The sequence below is a fragment of the Neobacillus bataviensis LMG 21833 genome (genome assembly GCF_000307875.1).
Classification (GTDB): Bacteria; Bacillota; Bacilli; order Bacillales; family Cytobacillaceae; genus Neobacillus; species Neobacillus bataviensis.
This window is the reverse complement of sequence record NZ_AJLS01000042.1, coordinates 28,044-46,750: the sequence shown is the minus strand read 5'-3', so window position 1 is coordinate 46,750 and position 18,707 is coordinate 28,044. Positions and strand designations below refer to the sequence as shown.

Annotated in this window: 17 protein-coding genes, 1 pseudogene and 1 riboswitch; of the genes and pseudogenes, 4 read left to right on the top strand and 14 right to left on the bottom strand. The window is 42.1% G+C overall.

Annotation, left to right across the window (positions count from 1 at the left end; all coding sequences use genetic code 11):
• Positions 1-428: 428 nt before the first annotated feature.
• From BABA_RS06515 to BABA_RS27210, 7 genes are all read right to left on the bottom strand, one after another.
• Positions 429-1,709 carry a UDP-glucose dehydrogenase family protein gene (locus BABA_RS06515; RefSeq protein ID WP_007084350.1) on the bottom strand — a complete coding sequence of 427 codons (1,281 nt, stop codon included), beginning with the start codon at positions 1,707-1,709 and terminating at the stop codon, positions 429-431.
• A 201-nt stretch (positions 1,710-1,910) separates the two neighbouring features.
• Positions 1,911-2,513 (bottom strand): response regulator transcription factor, encoded by a 603-nt coding sequence (locus BABA_RS06510; RefSeq protein ID WP_007084349.1) that lies wholly within the window; start codon positions 2,511-2,513, stop codon positions 1,911-1,913.
• Positions 2,510-3,634, bottom strand: coding sequence for a sensor histidine kinase (locus tag BABA_RS06505; RefSeq protein WP_007084348.1), 1,125 nt, complete (start codon positions 3,632-3,634; stop codon positions 2,510-2,512). Before BABA_RS06505 ends, BABA_RS06510 begins: the two co-directional genes overlap by 4 nt.
• A gap of 6 nt (positions 3,635-3,640) precedes the next feature.
• Positions 3,641-4,378 (bottom strand): ABC transporter permease, encoded by a 738-nt coding sequence (locus BABA_RS06500; protein ID WP_007084347.1) that lies wholly within the window; start codon positions 4,376-4,378, stop codon positions 3,641-3,643.
• Entirely contained in the window at positions 4,379-5,284 is a 906-nt protein-coding gene (locus BABA_RS06495; RefSeq protein ID WP_007084346.1) for an ABC transporter ATP-binding protein, read from the bottom strand.
• A 229-nt stretch (positions 5,285-5,513) separates the two neighbouring features.
• On the bottom strand, positions 5,514-7,577 hold the full coding sequence (locus BABA_RS06490; RefSeq protein WP_007084345.1) for a glycoside hydrolase family 3 protein: 2,064 nt from the start codon (positions 7,575-7,577) through the stop codon (positions 5,514-5,516).
• A gap of 476 nt (positions 7,578-8,053) precedes the next feature.
• Positions 8,054-8,200, bottom strand: a complete 147-nt coding sequence (locus tag BABA_RS27210; RefSeq protein WP_007084344.1) for a hypothetical protein — start codon at positions 8,198-8,200, stop codon at positions 8,054-8,056.
• A gap of 210 nt (positions 8,201-8,410) precedes the next feature.
• Between BABA_RS27210 and BABA_RS06485 the strand changes: the two are divergent.
• Positions 8,411-9,463, top strand: a pseudogene (locus tag BABA_RS06485) (multicopper oxidase domain-containing protein).
• Between the two features lie 82 nt (positions 9,464-9,545).
• Here BABA_RS06485 and BABA_RS06480 read toward each other — a convergent pair.
• Together BABA_RS06480 and BABA_RS27205 are read right to left on the bottom strand one after the other, a co-directional pair.
• The gene (locus tag BABA_RS06480) at positions 9,546-10,553 is read right to left on the bottom strand and encodes a serine hydrolase domain-containing protein (RefSeq protein ID WP_007084343.1); all 1,008 of its coding nucleotides are present in this window, start codon (positions 10,551-10,553) and stop codon (positions 9,546-9,548) included.
• Between the two features lie 224 nt (positions 10,554-10,777).
• On the bottom strand, positions 10,778-10,942 hold the full coding sequence (locus BABA_RS27205; protein ID WP_157273127.1) for a hypothetical protein: 165 nt from the start codon (positions 10,940-10,942) through the stop codon (positions 10,778-10,780).
• A gap of 51 nt (positions 10,943-10,993) precedes the next feature.
• Positions 10,994-11,078, bottom strand: a riboswitch (cyclic di-GMP riboswitch).
• 315 nt (positions 11,079-11,393) lie between these two features.
• On the opposite strand from BABA_RS27205, the gene BABA_RS06475 reads away from it, so the two are divergent.
• Positions 11,394-12,251: a M15 family metallopeptidase gene (locus tag BABA_RS06475; RefSeq protein WP_007084342.1), complete on the top strand. Its 858-nt coding sequence runs from the start codon at positions 11,394-11,396 to the stop codon at positions 12,249-12,251.
• A gap of 259 nt (positions 12,252-12,510) precedes the next feature.
• On the opposite strand, the gene BABA_RS06470 is transcribed toward BABA_RS06475, so the two are convergent.
• Together BABA_RS06470 and BABA_RS06465 are read right to left on the bottom strand one after the other, a co-directional pair.
• Positions 12,511-13,692, bottom strand: a complete 1,182-nt coding sequence (locus tag BABA_RS06470; protein ID WP_007084341.1) for a toxic anion resistance protein — start codon at positions 13,690-13,692, stop codon at positions 12,511-12,513.
• Positions 13,689-14,345, bottom strand: coding sequence for a 5-bromo-4-chloroindolyl phosphate hydrolysis family protein (locus BABA_RS06465; RefSeq protein WP_007084340.1), 657 nt, complete (start codon positions 14,343-14,345; stop codon positions 13,689-13,691). The genes BABA_RS06470 and BABA_RS06465 overlap by 4 nt, the downstream gene beginning before the upstream one ends.
• Before the next feature lie 351 nt (positions 14,346-14,696).
• Between BABA_RS06465 and BABA_RS25960 the strand changes: the two genes are divergently transcribed.
• The gene (locus BABA_RS25960; RefSeq protein WP_051186018.1) at positions 14,697-15,263 is read left to right on the top strand and encodes a hypothetical protein; all 567 of its coding nucleotides are present in this window, start codon (positions 14,697-14,699) and stop codon (positions 15,261-15,263) included.
• 72 nt (positions 15,264-15,335) lie between these two features.
• On the opposite strand, the gene gloA2 is transcribed toward BABA_RS25960, so the two are convergent.
• The 3 genes from gloA2 to BABA_RS06445 form a co-directional block, all read right to left on the bottom strand.
• Positions 15,336-15,722, bottom strand: coding sequence for an SMU1112c/YaeR family gloxylase I-like metalloprotein (gloA2, locus tag BABA_RS06455; RefSeq protein ID WP_007084338.1), 387 nt, complete (start codon positions 15,720-15,722; stop codon positions 15,336-15,338).
• An 80-nt stretch (positions 15,723-15,802) separates the two neighbouring features.
• A complete protein-coding gene (locus BABA_RS06450; RefSeq protein WP_157273126.1) occupies positions 15,803-16,171 on the bottom strand; it encodes a hypothetical protein in 369 nt (122 codons plus the stop codon).
• Between the two features lie 122 nt (positions 16,172-16,293).
• Positions 16,294-16,956, bottom strand: coding sequence for a hypothetical protein (locus tag BABA_RS06445; protein ID WP_007084336.1), 663 nt, complete (start codon positions 16,954-16,956; stop codon positions 16,294-16,296).
• 231 nt (positions 16,957-17,187) lie between these two features.
• Here BABA_RS06445 and BABA_RS06440 point away from each other — a divergent pair, with 231 nt between their 5' ends.
• The gene (locus BABA_RS06440) at positions 17,188-18,606 is read left to right on the top strand and encodes a S1C family serine protease (RefSeq protein WP_007084335.1); all 1,419 of its coding nucleotides are present in this window, start codon (positions 17,188-17,190) and stop codon (positions 18,604-18,606) included.
• Positions 18,607-18,707: the final 101 nt, after the last annotated feature.

Sequence of the window (18,707 nt, the reverse complement as noted above, 5' to 3'; positions counted from 1 at the left end):
ATTAGGCACGCCGCCAGCGTTCGTCCTGAGCCAGGATCAAACTCTCCAAGAAAGTTGATTAGCTCATTTGTTACGTTGGCTTAGTTTCTTAATAGAAACTAAAAAATATTGTTTGTTGACGTTTTTGTTTGTTTAGTTTTCAAAGAACAATTTGTTACCTCGTTCAGAAGCAACTTTATTACTATATCATTTCAAGTTGTCAGTGTCAACAACTTTTTTAAAACTGTTTTTCGTCTTGCTGACGACTTTTCATATATTACAGGAGATTAATAGATTGGTCAATGCCTTTTTTTAATTATTTTTAAATATAGTTCGTTGCAGCCTCTTTTCTTAATATAATCGCGATCATTTATTTTCGGGGTCACGGTGTTATGTTAGTGTTTCAGAGCAAAAAATAAAAAGAGCATCCGCATGCTCTTCCTTATCCCTTAATGATTGGCTACCCCTACATAATGAAAGCCTAGACTCTCCATTAAATCTTTATCAAGAATATTTCTTCCATCGAAAAGATATGGCTGTCCTATTAGCGGCTTTATACTTGCCCAATCAATATTCTTATATTCATCCCAGTCCGTACAAATAACGAGCGCATCTGCACGGGAAATAGTTTCTTCTATTGTTTGAAATTGCTCAGTAGGGCCGGTTATTTTTACAATTGGGTCGTGTACCCTAACCTTCGCCTCTTCTGCTAGTAATCTTTCAATTAAAAAGAGGCTAGGCGATTCCCTTGTATCATCCGTATTTGCCTTAAATGATAATCCGAGCAAGGCGATTGTCTTATTTTTCAAATCTCCACCAAGAGCCTGTTTCATTTTTTCAACAAAGATTAGCGGTTGAGTTTCGTTCACTTCAACTACTTTCTCTAAGATCGTTAGTGTGGTTTCATTTTCTTTCGCAATTTGAATGAGTGCGTTTACATCCTTCGGAAAGCAGGAGCCGCCATAGCCCATTCCCGCTTTTAAAAATTGCGGACCAATCCGGTTGTCGAGCCCCATCCCCGTTGAAACGTCATTTATATTGATCCCTAGCACATCGCAAACCCGCGCTAATTCGTTAATAAAGGAAATTTTCATCGCAAGGAAGGAATTCGCGGCATATTTAATCATTTCGGAGGCTTTCGGGTTGGTTTCAAGAATAGGGCATGAGAAATCTTGATACAATTCGCGCATTATTTTTCTTGCGGGTTCGCTCGTTGTACCGATGACTATTCGATCAGGGTTGAAGGCATCCTGAAGTGCGGAGCCCTCCCTCAGAAACTCGGGATTGGAGACAACATCAAAAGGGATGGCTTCGGCTTGACTTTCCTGAATCCATTTTGTCACTAAATCGGCCGTTCCTACTGGCACTGTGCTTTTTGTAACAATTACTTTATATTGGGTCATATATTTTCCGATGGACTCAGCCACATTTTTTACATAGGTGAGATCTGCACTTCCGTCCGACCTCTTAGGCGTTCCGACACAAATGAAAATAACATCATTCTCTTTAATAGCCTTTTTGGCCTTTTTTGTGAATTTGATTGTTTCATTTGTGACATGTTTATTTAACAATCCATCAAGAAAGGGCTCATAGAAATGTAGTTTACCTGTTTTTAATGCTTTTATTTTCTTTTCATCAAGGTCTAACCCTGTTACCTGGTGACCTTTTTCACAAAATACAAGACCTGTCGTTGTTCCGACATATCCCGTTCCGACGATTAATATATTCACAGTTGTTTATTCCCCCTTCATTACCGATAGGGACGGATCAGTATGGAAAAACTGACGTCCCCTTGACTTGGCTTGTATTAATTTATTCGCAAATGTGTTTTTTGGAAGGTCGTTCAACATAAACGGGCAATAAATGGGGAGTTGTCCTGTGGGGCTCTTCGGGCACAAAAAAAGGCACCTATAGAAGGTACCTCTCCACCGTTAGATCCAACCTTTTTTCTCGGCAATGCCGGCGGCTTCGGTTCGGTTTTTAGCATCGAGTTTGTGGATGATTTCTGAGATGTAGTTACGGACGGTACCAGATGATAGATAGAGTTCGGATGTGATTTCTTTGGTTGTTTTACCTAAAGCCGCCAGGCGCAGAATCTCTTGTTCCTTCGGGGTCAGCGGATTTTCTTCACGAATCACGTCAAAGGTCAGCTCCGGACTGAACACCCGTTTTCCGGCCATCACCTTGCGGATCGCATCTGCGAGTTCATCAATTTCCCCGTCCTTTAGTAAGTAGCCGTGAACACCGATTTTTACTGCGCGCTCAAAATATCCCGGGCGGGCAAAGGTGGTTAAAATGATGATCTTACTGGAGGACGCACGACGTGCAAGCTCTTCCGCGACCTCGAGTCCATTTAAAACAGGCATTTCAATATCCATCAAGCAGACATCCGGCTTAAGTTCCGTGATTGCTGCGAGTGCCTCCTCCCCGTTCATCGCTTGGCCGATGACCTTCATATCTTTCTCTAAATCTAGCAAAGACCCCAATGCTCCCAGCAGCATTCGTTGATCTTCTGCGATAAACAGGCGAATCATACCGTTGCCCCCTCCTTTTTAATAATTGGTATGTTGATTTCCAAAACTGTCCCATTGTGGTTTGACAGCGCGAGCAACCCGTCAACGAGTGCAAGCCTCTCTTCCATCCCCCGTAAACCATTCCCAAATGCATGATTATTCCGTATGCCCATCCCATCATCACGGATGACTAGGTTTATTTTTTCTGAAAAGAGCTTGATGGAAATGGAGCAATGGGTAGCGCGGCTATGCTTCACGATATTGGTTGCAGCCTCGCGGATGCACATACCGATGATATTTTGCGTAAACGGGGAAACACTGGAAAACTCACTATCGCCATCGTATTGAAAGGTAATTCCCGCTGCGCGTAAGATTTGTTGCACTTGCAGCAGCTCTTCCGTTATCATAGCTGCGCGCATATCGGTAACGAGTTCTCGTACCTGCTTGAGTGCGGTGCGGGAAGTGACTTCCATTTCCTTTGCTTCGAGACGCGCTCGTTCCGGATCAACCGCTGTTAACCGCTGTACTAGCTGGCTTTTTAACGTGAGGAGGGACAGTGTATGACCGAGCGTATCATGGAGATCACGGGCAATCCGGACACGCTCTTCTCTTTTGACTAATTCTTCGATTTTTTGATTCGCCCGAGCAAGCTCCTTTTCCAGCTCCATCCGGCGGTTCATGGAGCGGATGCCAAACGGAGAAATCAGCATAATAATTAGAAAGGGAACAAAGTAAATGAGTTCTGCCGGGGTGAGAAAGGTCTTCGTTCGGATCACATGAACAACGAATGGAAGAATTTCAACCACCACAAGCCAGATGAGTCCTCGTCTAAACACTCTTTTTTCTGGATACCAACCAATGAAATTCGCCGGGAAAAACCCTAAGAACATGTAGTTTAAGTTGTAAAACAGACTGAAAATAAACACAATCGCCAGTTGAATGGCAAGCCAGTAAGTGAATGTTCTTTTTCCCATCGAAAAATAAAGCTGGCGATAGGTCACCAAGAAAAGCAGCAACATTCCATAGCCAATGAGCTGCTTCATACCTGATTCTTTTGTTAAATAAAAAGCTGGAAAACCAATATAAACGAGAAAGACATAAGGGAAAAAGCCAAATTGTCTCGGAAAAACTGACCATTTCATACTACATCACGCCGCTTCCTGCTTTCGTCTAATATACCTCGATAGTAGCATGAATACGGCTAAATAGGCGATTAAAATCAGAATATTTTTCCAATCCGGCATGTTGCCGCGGATAATCTCCCAGGCGCCATTGCCGAAATTATAGGAAGGCAGCCATTTTCCAATCGATTGCATGATTTTTGGCATAATTTCGAGCGGCATCCACAATCCGCCGGCAATCGCCATCACCATATAGATCACGTTGCTGATACCGGCTGCCGTTTCTACTTTTTTCATCATCCCTATAAGAGTGCCGATGGCGAGGAATGGCAGCGAGCCGAGCAAAATCCACAAACCGCTGGCGATCCATTCAAAGGCAGTAAGTGTTACGCCATTGATGATTGCCCCTGCGATGAAGATAATCGTAATCGAAAGCAGATGGATGACACTTTGGCCAATCATTTGCGCCGCAAAATAGACAGTATCGGAAAGTGGCGTGATGCGAATGAAGGTTGACCAGCCTTGGGAGCGCTCCTGCACCATCCGGATGCCGAGCGTCATCATCGACGAGCCCATTACGCTGAATACGGTCATTGACATTAAGTAATGCGCCTGCCACTCGGCCTGGTTTGGCGCATTGGTGTTGACCACGTTTGTAAAAATATAATAGAAAAGAATCGGCATCACGAGCGACCAAAACACGAAATAGCGATTCCTAAGAATGCGGATGATTTCGACTTTGCACTGCATTTGAAATGTTTTCATTTATATGGCCTCCTTTGTTGTGCCGCTTGTCAGTTGTTCAAACGCTTCTTCCAGCTTGCCGCGTTCAATTTGAATGTCACGGGCACCGATTTTTTCTTGAAAAAGTAACTCTAGGACTCTGTCTGTGTTGTTCGACTGGACATAGACACGGTTGTTTTTTCTGTAGATATCATCAATTTCACTGTGAAGATATAGAGTTTCCAGCGAGATCTCCGGGTCAACGATAAAGGAAACGGACTGTTTCGAAATTCTTGCTTTGATTTGCGCTGGTGTCCCGTCGGCAACGATGGCTCCGTCTTTAAAAAGTAAGATCCTGCCGGCGGCATCATCCGCTTCCTGCAGATAATGCGTGGAGAAAATGATTGTTTTCCCTTGATCTGCCAAGTGATGAACCGTTTGCCAAAAACGATTCCTTGACGTTATATCCATGCCGACGGTCGGTTCATCAAAAATGATCAGTTCCGGATTGCCTGCGAGAGCTAGGGCAAAGCTTAAGCGACGTTTTTGTCCGCCTGACAATTTTTCCGCTCGTGTTTTCAAATCCTGCTCGGTTAAACCGGTTAAGTTGATGAGTTCCGGCATCGCGAGCGGATGCGGATAATAGCATCTGATTAGTTGGAGAATTTCGTGAACCTTTAGGCCAGGCATCACGCTTACTTCCTGGAGCATCGTACCGATTTTTTCGCGGACCTGCTTTTCCTGCGGCTTGTGGTTAAATAGTTTGACCTCGCCAGCGGTTGGGTGGAGCAGTCCTAAGATCATCGAAATGGTTGTAGTTTTCCCAGCGCCATTCGGGCCAAGAATCGCCACCACCTCGCCTTTTCCAATGGTGAAAGATACATCGTTAACCGCCGTTTTATGTTGAAATGACTTTGTCACGTTCAGTAAGCTTACAATTTCATTCATCTTTCGAACACCTCCTGATTACTTGATTTCATTGTATGATGTCCGGAAGGAAACTTTTAGTAAGTAATGTCACCAAAACGAGGTGACAAAAGTCATATTATGGTGCGGTGCCTGACACCATTACCACTGTCAAACTATTATTAATGGTGTCAGGCACCAAAGAAGGGATGCACCCAAAAAGGGATCTTCATGGGCGAAGATCCCTTCTCGATTTTTTATTTTTGATAGGTTAGTACCCTAACCCGTGGTCAAATCCGTATAAAACACTGCCGTCCTGGTTGTAAATTGTAACCGGAAGTTTGGCGGTTGGCTTATTTACACCAAATATGGTATTAACCGCCGCCTCAAAGCTTACGTCCTTTGTGCCATACTGTGTCAGGTACGCATCTGCATTTGGATAGGCCATAATATCATATGGATTGCGAATCCCAACACCAATAACCGAAGCATCCGTTTGCTCAATCACTTGATTTGCCAGCTTCATTAAGTTAGCAGAGGGTAATCTACCGCTAACTGTAGAGGTATTTGTGCCAACAATGATATATTTTGCTGATTTTGCTATTTCTAAATTGGCGGCTGAAAGCGGTGCTGCCGTATCGATCACCGTTACATTTTGATGGTGCTTTTTGACCTCAGCCGTGATAACCGAGGCGCTAGAACCGACGACAACAATTTTATCATCTGCGGCTCCCTTTAAAGGAAGAACGCCATTATTTTTTACAAGGGTAATCGATTTAGCCGCTGCTTCTTTTTCTACCTGCAAATGTTCGGCTGATCTTGTCACTTTCTCAGCATTCGCAATTTTTCCGTCAAGGCTCTTTCCCACTTCAGCCTTCACAATTCCGCGATTTAATTTCAATGTTAAAATTCGCTCAACGGACTGATCAAGTCTTTCCTCCGAAATATCCCCGGAGTTCACAGCATCGTAAAGTCCATTCGCAACGGATTCAAGTCCTACAGGCATTAACACAATATCCGTTCCCGCTTTCACGGCACGAACCGCTGCATCGACCGGCCCAAAATGGTCGGCGATCGCCTGCATATTCATCGCATCCGTCACAATAACGCCCTTAAAGCCCATCTCTTCACGCATTAAACCTGTTAACACCTTATGTGATAGTGTGCCTGGAATAGCAATTTCCGTACCATCTTTTTTCGATATGGCTTTCGTGCTGTCGATTTTCGGGAAGGTGACATGAGCCGACATCACTGCATCAATTCCAGCATCCATCGCCTGTTGGAAAGGGTACAATTCTACCTTTTTCAAGCGGTCAATATCATGCGGCACCTCTGGCAGACCTAAATGGGAATCTGTTGCGGTATCACCATGGCCGGGAAAATGCTTTGCCGTGGATGCTGTTCCGGTTTCATGAAGCCCTTTAATATAGGCGTTCCCCAATTTTGCCACCAACTCCGGATCCTCTCCGAATGACCGAACGCCAATCACGGGATTATCGGGGTTATTATTTACATCAAGAACAGGCCCAAAGTTCATATTAATCCCGACAGCGTTAAGCTCCTCGCCAATCGCCTTGCCAACTTTTTCGGCCAGCGCTTCAGACCTTGAGGCTCCAAGCGCCATGTTCCCAGGAAAATCTGTTCCGAACTGAAGGCGCGTGACAATCCCGCCCTCTTGGTCAATCGAAATCAACAAGCCAGCCTTTTCTGCAGCATCTTGGTAAGCAGACACGAGCTTCGTTGTTTGCGCAGCCGTTACGGTGTTTTCACGGAACAGAATGACACCGCCAAGATGATATTTTTTAACAAGCGCAGCAATTTCAGCATTCATTTCTGTCACATTTTGCCCCTTCCACGTACGGAAGTCCGGCATCAGCATTTGCCCAACTTTTTCTTCCATCGTCATCTGTTTGATTGCATCGCCGATAAGATCATAGCGTGATCCCTTTTCTTTTTCCACGAGGATTTCTCCTTGATTTCCTTTGAATTGAATCGCAATTCGATCAGTGAACCTGCCATCACTGACAGAGATAAATGTTTTGCCATTGTGTCCTGATAGGGTTACCGCACCTTCTTTAACAGCAGCCACATTTTTATTAGAAGATTTCCAGGTTAGATTCTCCGATGCCAACATAAAGTGGCCATCTTCGTACACATGAAGGGCATTTAATTGAATTTTGTTGCCATTCACTTCCCGTGTCACTTGAGGTACGTTAAGGTCAATCACAAGATCCTTAATCCCCGAAGCCGCCGATGCTCCTGAAAGTGGAACCCCTGTTAATAATAGAGCAAATGCCATCACTGTGATGATGAACGTTTTGAATAACTGTTGCATGGTTTCTCCTCCTCTATCTATTTGATAATTGACTTCATTGCGGGCGCCGCTTATGTAATGAGTGTATGATCGCGCTTACAATATTACTTAATCATAAACACCCCAATGTATGGTCGTCTATACCACTTTTATCCTATACAAACCATTTCCCCTTGTTTCATTAGGTATAAAGGAGCGTGTCATTAGATTTATTTTTTAAAGACCGATATCCACAGATTTCATTAAGATATCCACATTAAAATGGCAGTTATCAACAAACATTTCATGTTATTCACAAACTTATCAACATTATTTTATTATTCATCCACATTTATAGCTAGTCGAGCTTTCTATCCACATTTCATGTCTTTTTTTCCACATTTTTTAAAAAGTTATCTACATTATTGGTTACATTACCCACAAATCTTTTCCATCCCTGAGGATAACATCTAAATATGGACCTAGAAAAAATTCTAAGTCCATATTTTCCACCCTTTTTATTCCGGCATACCAGACTCCTTAGTATCAGGGGTGATCCTTCCTTTTTCCACAATCTCCTTTAATTCACCTTCATCCCCTTTTGCGTTAATAATCTCGAAAATTTGATTCAATCCTTCACTTGTTTTATCCATTTTATTTTTCAAAAAATAGCCTCCTTTTCCTAGTAGAATGCCCAGTTTGGATGCGGTTATTTAGCATTAACACGTTGTTAATATTGCCTTGCTCATTGGTTCACAATTTGTTCACTAGCTACCTCATTTTGAGTGATTTGAATCACTAGTGCAATCTGTTCAGAAGTTAAAATGAAGGGGTAGGAAGGAATTAAAAAAAGGGGTAACTGGGGGAGATTATTAATGGGTAAGGTAGCTAAGTTTGCAGCAATTATCGTTTCATCTGTCATGGTGTTAAGTGCTTGTGGTAAGGCGGATCTTTCAATTGAAAAAGATGTAAAGGCACAGACTAATAAGAATGCAACTTCTACTGTTATTGCACCCCATGAGCATCTAAATCAAAAACCAACTCCAATTAAAATAGATCGAATCGGCGAGCACGAGGTCAATATCGGAATGACTTCACAAATCACGGATATTGAAATTTCTAAAGGCGATATGTATAAAGCCTGGACCTTTAATGGCGAAGCCCCAGGGCCTGTCATTGTTGTGAACTAAGGCGATAAAATTAATTTTACCTTGAAAAATATGGATCCATCCATTCCGCACAGCATGGACTTTCATGCGGTTCATGCCGCTCCATCTGAGGATTTTGCGAATGTGATGCCAGACCATACCGGCACATTCAGCTATCCAGCTGACAACCCAGGCGTGTTCATGTATCATTGCGGAACAAAACCAGTGTTATCCCACATTACCAACGGCATGCACGGCACGATTATCGTCAAACCAACAAGCGGTTATCCAACGGATTCCGAAGTCGACCGTGAATTTGTGATCGTGCAAAATGAATGGTACAAATACAATAATTTAGATGATTTCACAAATGGAACACCAAAATATGTTGTTTTTTCAGCGAAGGCTTTAAAAGATGGGGATATCAATACGAACGGTACAGTGGGTGCGCTTGTTGACAAACCGCTGCTTGCAAAAGTGGGCGACAAGGTTAGATTCTACGTGATGAACGTTGGGCCAAATGAAGTGTCAAGCTTCCATGTGGTCGGCACCATGTTTGACGATGTCTATGTGGATGGAAATCCGTTTAACCATATGAAGGGCTTGCAAACAGTCATGCTTCCGGCGAGCGGTGGGGCGGTGGTTGAATTCACGGTTACGAAGGAAGGCAGCTACCCGTTTGTTACCCACCAATTTAACCATGCTACAAAAGGTGCTGTCGGCGCCTTGAAGGTTACGAAAGACGGTCATGATGATGGCAGCGCAGTGATGTCACATTAATTCTTAATCAAAATGAAAGTAAATTGAATTAATAACATAAACGGGGTGTAGAACCACAATCGTTCTATACCCTGTAGATTTTTTACAAACTTTCTAATAAAGAAAATCCAATATTTTGATCGTCATTTGCACCTAATCTATAATTAGCTAAAACCACAACAGCGACCTTTTTTTTCTTATCAATACCTAAGAATGAACTAAAGCAACCTGTTCCACCGCAATGCCAGCCTACATTATTATTTTCCTTTAAAAGCCACCATCCAAGACCCATATCATACTTCTTTTTTCCTTTTCCATGTTTTTTATGGCAAAGAGACAAATACGGTTTATCTTCGTAAATATTTATTTTTGCATAATTAAGCAGATCTTCAGCCGTTGAACTTATTGCCCCCGCAGGTGCTATAAGGTTATTTTGATTCCATTTCCAGTTTCCGCAATCATTATTTTTTTTGTCAAAACCATGTATATTATTTTGTGATGTTCCCAAATATGTATCGCTTAATCCAAGTTCATTTTGTAGGAAATCATTCATCGTGTCCCAGTATCCTTTGCCCGATATAATCCCCAACCCATACCCAATAAGTGACATACCAAAATTTGAATATTTCCATGAATAATCTTCGTCTCTCAATTTATTTCCCTCAGTAAGCATTTTCAATTTGTTAAAATCCATATTTAACGGATTATTCTTATTCATATCACCACCGCCACTTATTAATCCTAAAAGGATCCTAAAATATTCCCGTTTATTTAATGGCAGTGTTTCTGAATATCCAGAAGAGTGAGTAGCAAGACGGAGTAATGTAGGATAATACTGGTCTGCCCTAAGTTCTTCAATATATCTTTGTATTGAATCGTTTAATGACATCTTGTTTTCAAATACATATTTTGACAATAACGATGTAGTAAAGGTCTTGGTTATAGAGCCAATTTCATAATGATATTTTTTGTATGGAAGTTCCCCATTTGCATCATAAATTTTTATTACAGAATCATTGCCCCTTAAATATCCAACAGTTAACTTTAAATTTTTTCTTCCTTTACAAGTTTTTTGAATTAATCGTAATGTTTTATCATTGATTTCAAACATAACTATTACTCTCCCTAAGAATATCCTTTTTTTTATTATATTCTGAATTTCCATTAATTTCCCTATAACTACAATAAAAGCAAAAAGAAAAAGCATATATCATTCCGTCTTTGAATGACAATGCTTTTTCTTTTGTTAATTGGTATGCTATTTTACATTTTGTGATTCAAAAGGGAACGTCCTAGTGTGAGAACCCGACACTTTTTTGTTGGGCACCATGCCCGTTACATTCTTAAACCCATTTCTACCGCTTTACTGTTATGATACGTCGCTTTCACCTTTAACTTCATTCTTAGCGCATAATCCAGGCAATCTTGCTGCAGCAATTCATGGTGATGGTGCTGGAATAGATGATAATAATATTTGCCCCTTATAAATATTTTCAACACATGAAAACCTCCTCAATTGTTGGTTTACATAAATCGCAGGAGTTGGTCGTGTTCGGTAACTGGCAAGCATCGTTGGTAAACATTAGCCCCTATAGTTTTGCGTCACCATCTTTCAATGGTTTTGCCGTTTCGTACGATTTATGTGTTTATTAAAAATATAAGCATCCGCATTTTAAAAGGAAAGAGCAAATAGACCTAATTAGTCAAAATATTTGGGAAAGTTAAAAAAGAGACAGAATGTAACTGCTATAGTGCGGTTTATTTTTTTAGGCGTTTTAAAGTCTTTAATCGTGTCCATGATAGTAACAGAAGTAAGTTTTTAAAGAAAAGTGCAAGGCGCCCGTCTATCGGCGTATGGACTGGAGCGTTTCGACTGAGATAAAGGATACACGAAGAGCGTAGCGATTCGATGTTGACTTATCGTAGGGAGAAGAGCGAAGTACACTAGCCGATGGCGCCTGGAGCTAGACAATTCTCAAAGCCTAAACTTATACTTTCTTATCTTTTAAAAGGGACGATTACCATGTCAAAATTAACTAGATTCCTTATTTGCTTTCTTGTGATCGCACTTTCATTATTAGGCTACTCCTGGAAAAACCATTCGGTGAAAGAAGAGGGAAAAGTGGTTAATATGCCGCCTGTTCCCGCCAATCATTCTTCAACGGAGTCAAACAAAAACAAGGAGCGCACGGAGAAGGATTCGCGCATTCAGATTGTTGCTGCACCGGAGATCATCCCTGTTCTTGTCAACAAACAAAATATGCTTCCTGATGATTACAATCCGAGTGATTTGGTTGATCCCAATATCCCTTTTATTTTTACTGAGAAATTACCAAAGCGGAAAATGCGCGCTATGGCTGCGGCTGCCATCGAGAAATTATTTGCTGCGGCTAAACGGGATGGTGTGAGCCTTCTGGGTGTTTCGGCATACCGATCCCACGAAGCCCAAACCTCTTTGTTTAATCACTACGTTAACGTAGATGGGTACAAGGCTGCTATGACCTATAGTGCCGTTCCTGGTACAAGTGAGCATGAAACAGGCCTTGCCATTGATGTTACGGGCGGGAACGGGAAATGCGCGGCCGAGGATTGCTTCGAAGGAACACCTGAGGCGGATTGGCTTCAAGAACATGCCGCCGATTACGGCTTCATCATCCGCTATCCAAAAGGAAAAGACGAAATCACCGGCTACCAATACGAACCCTGGCACCTCCGCTACGTCGGCAAAACCATCGCCAAAAAAATCATGGATCGCGGCATCACCCTCGAAGAATACTACAACACCGCACAAGTAAATAATGGTGCCTGACACCCTTCGTGGACACAAGAAAAGCGAAAGGCGCCCGTTTATCGGCGTATGGACTGGAGCGCTTCGACTGAGATAAAGGAAACACGGAGAGCGTAGCGATCCGATGTTGACTTATCGTAGGGAGAAGAGCGAAGTACACTAGCCGATGGCGCCTGGAGCTGGACAATTCTCAAAGTCGAAATTTATACTTTCCACTGACACAAGAAAAAGGGGGCACCACTTGCTGCTAGTAATTTGCAGCGAGTGGTGCCCCCTTTTGTTATTTCCCTTTTATTTCTAACAGTTTTAATCGCAGGTCGTTTTCCATGTTGGCTAGTTCTTGTTCTGCAAGGCGGCGCTTGTGGCGGCCTTCTTCTTGGATTCGCATGGTTTCCTCGAGTGTGGTGATTAAGCTTTCCTGGGTTTTCTTTAATGTTTCAATATCCACGAGACCGCGCTCATTTTCTCTTGCCGTTTCAATCGTATTGGTTTTCAGCATTTCGGCATTTTTAAGCAAAAGCTCATTGGTGGTTTTGGAGACCTGCTTCTGCGCTTCAACCGCATGACGCTGGCGAATGAGTGTCAACGCAATGGCCACTTGATTTTTCCACAGAGGAATCGCCGTCATGATTGATGATTGAATTTTTTCCACAAGCGCCTGGTTCGTGTTTTGAATTAACCGGATTTGCGGCGCACTTTGAATCGTGATTTCACGGCTTAATTTCAAATCATGCAGACGCTTGTCTAGACGGTCGGCAAACTGGATCATATCGTTGACTTCTTGAAATTTCATTTGGTCATTGGCTGACTCCGCCGTCTTTTTCAACTGCGGAATGGTCTTGGTTTGCATTTCTTCCAGTTTTATTTCACCGGCAGCTATATAAATATTAAGGGCATGAAAATATTCTTTATTCGTTTCATAAAGCTGTTCAAGCAATTTAATATCAGATAAAAGGACATTTTTGCTGCGATCGAGCTTCACACTAATCCGGTCAATCTGCGCCCCCGTTTTCTGGTATTTGGATAGCACCTCTTGGAGGGTGCCGGAAATTTTTCCAAACATACGAGCAAATAAGGATGGCTTCCCATCCTTAAGTTCATCAGGATTTACCTCATCAAGTCTCTTCATTAAATCGCCGATGATTTCCCCAATTTCACCGACATCCTGTTTCTGAACATGCTCAAGCATTGCATGTGAAAAGGAAAGCAACTTTCCTTGCGCTTGGGTGCCATAGAGAATCATCGCTTGATGGTTGGTCGGGTCAATTTGTTCCGCTAGCTGGTACGCCTTTGCTCGGTTTTCCTCGGGTATGACATCAATTAACTTGACTGGTTTTGCTTCACTCGGAGCTTGAGGTGCAGGTTGCTTTGCGAGTTCAAGCTGATCACCAAATGGATTGGCCAGCATATCATCTAATAAATTTCCAGTTTTATTAAGTTCAATTGGATTGTTTTCACTCATTTTAGCCACCTATTTTCTTCTGGGAATTTGGAATCTTTATTCTTTTTGATAGAATGCTTTGCGACATCAATTTCAAAGTTTAATGTATCGATATCATTCGAAATGACGTGGTATAAATCTTCCTCCAGCACCTTTGTTAATTCATTTAATGTTCGGCGCGTTTCTATCAGGGATTGCCCCATCTCGATGTTTTGTTTTGGCTGGGAGGACAGGAAGGTATATTTTTCTGTCAGCTCAACGATGGAATCTAAATGGGAAAAATAAAATTCCTCCGCCTTGTAAAAACGCTTCGGTTCTTTCGTTGTCATTTTGTGTATTTTTTTTGTAATTCTGTGGATATCAATTCTTTGTTTGACAGATGAAATATCCCGGATCTTGAAAATGCTTTTATTTAAGCGTTTGATTTTCTGGTTTCCCTCGGCTAAATTTTTCTTAATATAGCGGTATTCTTTCCGTGTCAGCTGATGCTTTTTTAAATAGCTGGTGTTCATAAACAGCGAAAGGATCAGATGGGAAAGAACTCCTCCAAGAATCGCAAACGCGGTTGACGACCAGAAGGTGAGTCCAATAGGAAAATAGCAAATTAGCCATGTACTCACGGTTATAGGGACAGCCACTAATGAGCGAAGCAGTAATGACAATATCGGGTTCATAATAAATCGACTCCTGACTTAATAATCCTTTATATTCATACGAATGAAAGTAAATGAATGTTTCATATTCCTAAAGAATTTCCATTTACTACTTCCACAATACACGAAAAAACTCCTGCCTGCCATAGACCACAAACGGAAAGAAATCTAAGACCTAAGACGTATTTTTAATGTTTTGGGTGGTTTGGGTATTGTTTATAGTGTTATCGGTGTCAGGCACCATTCGTGAGGAGCCCATATTTGGTGGAGTTGCATATGTTGGGCTTTTGCCCAAGAGGAATATTAATTATTTCATAGGCTAATGAAGGTGTATGAGAAATAAAGAGTTATAAAGGGAAGAGAGGAGTTCACATGAATTATCCTTATAGAATGCCTGTTGAGCATCATCATGGAGGAAACCAGCATCACAATGGTGGACAATATCATCTGGGAAATCATCAGCATCATGGTGGACAGCATCAACAAGGAAATCATCAACACAATGGTCAGCACCATCATGGTGGGCAGCATCACCATGGTGGGCAGTCACATCACGATGGATCGTACCACCATGGGGGCAATTACCATCATGGAGATCATCAACACCATGGAGATCCGCACACAGCAAATTCTGGTCTAGGAGCATTGGGAGCTGGCATGCTTGGGCTAGGCTTAGGTTATTTAGGATCGGGGTTGGCACATGGATCCGTTCCGGGATATGGCGGTTATGGTGGTTATGGCGGTTATGGTGGTTATGGCGGATATCCTCCGGTTCCGGGGGCTTACGGTTATGGGCCTGGAGTGGGATATGGAGCCCCTGTTGCCGCACCTTCTGGGTATCCGGGGATGGGCCCGAATATGTATGGATCTTATCCACCATATCCAAATGTCGGCGGCTATGGCACATGGTCTCCCGCTGAATACGGTATCCCAAGATAAGTTCCAATTTAATAACAACAAAAAGCAGGCTATCAAATTGATAACCTGCTTTTGATTCTTCCATTTGACCTATCAACGCTCGTACAGCTCGATTGGCAGCCCATCTGGATCGGCAAAGAAGGTAAATTTTTTACCTGTTAAAGAATCTACGCGTATATCTTCGACGGTTACGTCATGTACAGCTAAATCGCGAACAGCTTCTTCGATATTCTCCACCTCGAAGGCAATGTGTCTTAATCCGGCGGCTTCCGGATAGCTTGGCCGTGCCGGTGGATCCGGAAACGAAAACAACTCGATTTGATAAAGGCCATCCACTGCCAAATCAAGTTTATACGAGTCCCTTTCCTTCCTGTAGACCTCCTGTACAGGTGTCAGTCCAAGAATCCGCACATAAAAATCCTTTGATTTTTGATAATCTGAACAAATTACGGCAATATGATGAATCCTTTTTAATTTCATCCAAACACTTCCCTTAAACAAAAATCAACACTAACCCTCTAATCTGCTCCTAGGCAAAGGGCAGTGCGTACCCTTAATACCTAAGATAACACATATGGTTGTTGTAAAGTGATATGGTATTTTTCTAGTGATTCATAAAAAAACTGCAAAATACTTTTTTCGGAAAAGATGACTTTTTCCTCCTCAAATAATCCTCGTCCGAACCTGAATAGACCCTCTTGTTCTTCATGGACAACTTTTTCCAAGCTTGCAGGAGCAGGGAACTGATCCTGACCTATTGGATAGGGGGTATGGAAACTAAACGTAAACGCTCCACTGCTGATAGACAGGAAAAATAAAGAATAATAGTCCTCGTTTGTATCATAGGTACAGCTTGGACATTTTCTTATTTCTTTTTCATACATCCAAAAATAATCCCATTTACTGATATAATCATCTTTCCTGATCATGACCCAAAAATCATAATGTTGTTCACAAAATTGAAGGTTTGAGATCTTGTGCGGTTTTTCCGGGCGGTAAAACTGAAGCTTACAAAGAGGGGATTTCATGAGGACGTTAAGCGCTTCACTCTTTAATTGATAAAAAAACTCTTTCTTCTCTCGATATTCAGCGGCCTTTTTTTAGCCTTTCCTTCTTTAACCTGCATTTCTTTGGCAAACCGATTGACCCACATGGTCCAAAATGCCAACTGAAGTGTGGCACCAGTTATCGGGTCTTCCATGTACCATTGTTTAAGCAAGGTTTTCCATTCATCTTCATAAAAATTTTTAATAAGAAATTGATGGTGTTTTCTAGTTTTAACAGCCGCCCTTGCGGAAACTTTTCTATTCATGGCTACCTCTTCATTATGTGACTTTCGCCATTTTTCAACTAAATTTTTACGCAATATTTGGATGGCCTCAAAGTAATTATACATAGGGTACTCTAAAGTCCTCCCCCATTTTCTAAAAGATTCGTAGTACACGACAGGTAATTTAGAATCCTTTGTCCAACGGGGCCTTTCTGATTTCGTGATCTCCAATAATTCCTCTACTTCTAATGGATGTAAGGCAAAAATAGCGGGATACTTTTTTATAATATTCAGTTGCAAAAGGTCGTTTCCCTCTATTTTTTCAAGAAATAGAGCAACCAGCTCTGTCTTTTTCAATTTCATTAGTGATTTATTCTGTGGAGATATTTCTTCTATTAATATAGATTTATGTAACCTTTTTGCACGTTCTTCATCAATTAACAATGTTAACACTCCTTTCACGCCTAACAGGAACGTATGTTTCTTATATGTTCTATTATACAACCCCCTATTTATAAAGCAAGAACCTCCCCTACATGTCACAAAAAGTTCGCAATTCCCCATTGCCTTTCCGAACTGTCAAAATGTTCAAAATTGTACAAATTACCTTTCCGCCGCCTTGGAATATATTGCAAGGGTGAATTGAAATATCCAATCCGAGAGGTGAATGAAATTTTGAAGAAAAGGGCTCTTTTTACCATTCCATTAAGCTTGGTGCTTATTGCTGTGATTGTAACCTCCTTCTTCTTAATCAATATCAAACCGGCAGAAGGAAAAATAGCGCAAGCACAGAAACTGGCTGAGTATACGAAGCCAGCGGTCGTTCGAATCGTTGATTATGCCGTTGTCGGGTGGCAATTTAACAACGCTAATGACCCTGAAGTTATGGCTATATTGGATCAATTAAAGTACCAATCAGTTGTTGGTGGTTCCGGGTCAGGCGCGATCATTAGCTCCGATGGCTATATCGTTACAAATGCCCATGTTGTCGAAGCGACGCAAATGAAGGACGAAGATATTGCCAATGCGGCGTTTGAACAACTCGTTGGCATTATGGCAGATCAATTTAAGGTAGACTTTGAAACAGCTCACCAATACATGCTCACGTATACCAAATATACTGAGATTAAAAGAGTATTGAAGGTGGTTTTACCGGGCGGGGATGTCCTAGATGGCGAAGTGAAAAGCTATGGAGCCCCTATTAATGAGGGTAAGGACGTTGCTGTTTTAAAAATTGAAGGGAAAAACCTGCCTACCTTACCGCTTGGCAATTCCGATGATATCCAGAATCAGGATAATATTTGGGTGAGCGGCTACCCGGCTGCAGCCGATTCTGACCTTTTGTCGACGGATTCATCCTTGGTTTCTTCGATGAATGCCGGGCAAATTTCGGCTACATCGAAAAAGACGGAACAGGGAAGCCCGGTCATCCAAATTAATGCAGCTGCTACACATGGGAACAGCGGGGGGCCTGTTATTAATGAACAGGGCGAGATTATTGGTTTACTAACCTTTAGAGGCGATACGGTAAATGGACAAGAGGTTCAGGGCTTTAATTTTTCCGTACCGGTGAATACGGTAAAAGAATTTGTGAACCAAGCCGGTGTCAGGGATTTCAAAAGTGAAACCGATAAGCTTTTTCAAGATGGACTGGAATTGTATTGGGGCGGCTACTATAAGCATGCGTTAGCAAAGTTTGAGGCAGTTCAGCGCATCTATCCAAACCATTCTGAGATCAAACAATATATCGCAAACTCAGAGAAGAAGATGAGCAGCAGTAAGACCCTATGGTCCGATTATACCACCACCTTCTATATCGTTGATGGTGTTTCCGGATTACTCATTCTTGTGCTGCTGGTGTTTACCTTTGCTTTTAGGCCGAAAAGCCCTGCGGTTGCCGTGGCAGCTCCAGCGGCCGGGTCAGCTGCGCCTGTTCCTCCGGTTCCGGCACCTGCACCGCAGCCAGCCACACTAGAAAATACCTTGGCAGACCTAAACAAAGATGGCAAAATCGACGTCCAAGACATCCTCCTCGCCCTTCAAGAACACCAGAAAAAACAAAAAAAAGACGACGATAGTGGAAATGGTGCCTGACACCCTTTCCACTACTGGGATGCAGTTTTTATGCTGTGTCCCCTTATTTTTTTATTTGGTCGGATAAATGATATTTGATAAATGATACGATAAATAGCACG